This is a genomic window from Peribacillus sp. SIMBA_075 (genome assembly GCF_046534585.1).
Window position 1 is genome coordinate 1 of record NZ_JAWRYN010001747.1, and the last position, 230, is coordinate 230.

The window sequence follows — 230 nt, forward strand, 5'->3', positions numbered from 1 at the left end:
TAGTCGGAATGCAATATCCGCTGCTGTTGGGGGCGATAATCGGAATGACGAATGTCATTCCTTATTTTGGTCCCATAATCGGGGCCATTCCTGCAGTGATTATCGCCGCGACCATGTCAGTGAAAATGGTATTGATCATTGCGATCATCGTGCTTGCACTCCAATTCCTTGAGGGGAATATCATGTCGCCGCTCATAGTCGGTAAAAGCCTTCATATGCATCCGCTGTTC

1 protein-coding gene is annotated in these 230 nt (G+C 47.8%); it reads left to right on the top strand.

From position 1 onward, the window contains the following. Positions 1-230: AI-2E family transporter (locus SB775_RS34425; RefSeq protein ID WP_410865775.1), on the top strand; the 230-nt coding region annotated here is incomplete at both ends.